This window comes from Arthrobacter sp. GCM10027362 (assembly GCF_042679445.1).
Classification (GTDB): Bacteria; Actinomycetota; Actinomycetes; order Actinomycetales; family Micrococcaceae; genus Crystallibacter.
Window position 1 is genome coordinate 1 of sequence record NZ_JBHTML010000373.1, and the last position, 1217, is coordinate 1217.

Annotated in this window: 1 pseudogene and 1 riboswitch; the pseudogene reads left to right on the forward strand. The window is 63.6% G+C overall.

The features are described from left to right. Positions 1 to 558 precede the first annotated feature (558 nt). Positions 559 to 660: riboswitch (glycine riboswitch) on the forward strand. Positions 661 to 807: 147 nt separating this feature from the next. Beyond that, positions 808 to 1217, forward strand: a pseudogene (locus ACFQ36_RS22755) (glycine dehydrogenase (aminomethyl-transferring)); the annotation flags it as partial.

Here is a 1217-nt window from a genome sequence, read left to right on the forward strand (position 1 = left end):
AGGCCCGTGCCGATCGCCCCGCCGATGGCAATGAGCTGGATATGGCGGTTGGACAGCTGCCGGGCCAGGTGGGGTTCGTTGGAGGCGTCGGCTCCCGTATGACCGCCTGATGTGGCCGTGACGTTTTTGGACATAGGACTTCTTCCTCAGGATGGAAAGGGCAGCAATGTGCCGTTGATTTGCGGCGGAGCCGATTTGCGGCGGCAGTCAAAGGTACATTCCGGCCAGCTGCCAAAGGCCGCACGGAAGGCACCGTCGACGGGGATCGCGAGCCGAGGCTGGGCAGCATCGCATGGCCGCCCGGCTGACGGTCAGGAAATCAGAGGCGGGAACTGGCGTCCACAAGCCGCGCCAACTGATTATTTCTGTGACCAGGCCTTCCAACGGGCGGCCAGCATTCAGTGTGGGGCGGGTCACGAAGAAATGTCAAGCCGGCACTTGCCGCCGGTCCGGGCCGGCATCCAGGCCTTCCCGGGCCGGCTTATTCCCCGGATTTTGCAATGCGGCGGCACTGCGTGTACGGTGTGAGCCGAATCACCCACATCTCAATATGCCTTTCGAACCGTGGCGGGAGAGTTCTCCCCGTACATGAAGCGGGCAGGCGCCGTAGGAGCAAATCCTCCCCAGGAATCTCTCAGGCCCATGTACCGCCGCGGCGAGGCAACTCTGGAAAGCAGCCAGGCAGCAGCCCGGCTCACCGACGGTGCAAGCGGACTAAAATCCGCGGAATCTCTCAGGTCCGATACAGAGCGGGGAGGAACCCAGATCCCAGCCGAGCCCCAGGCCGGCCCCACCTTGGAGTTCCTCATGACGGTTCAATCACTTTCGTCAAACTTTGCCGACCGGCATATCGGTGCGCGCCGCCAAGCCGACATCGACACCATGCTCAAGGCCGTCGGCTACGACAGCGTCGACGGCCTGGTGGATACTGCCGTTCCCGATTCCATCCGCCAGGAAAACCCCCTCGAACTCAAGGACGCCCTGAGCGAAGTCGAGGTGCTGGCCGAGCTGCGCAGGCTGGCTTCGAAGAACAAGACGGCCGTGCAGATGATCGGCCAGGGCTACTACGACACCGTCACTCCGCCGGTGATCCGCCGCAACATCCTTGAAGCCCCCGCCTGGTACACCGCGTACACGCCCTACCAGCCCGAGATCTCCCAGGGCCGGCTCGAGGCGCTGCTGAACTTCCAGACGATGGTCGAGGACCTCACCGGGCT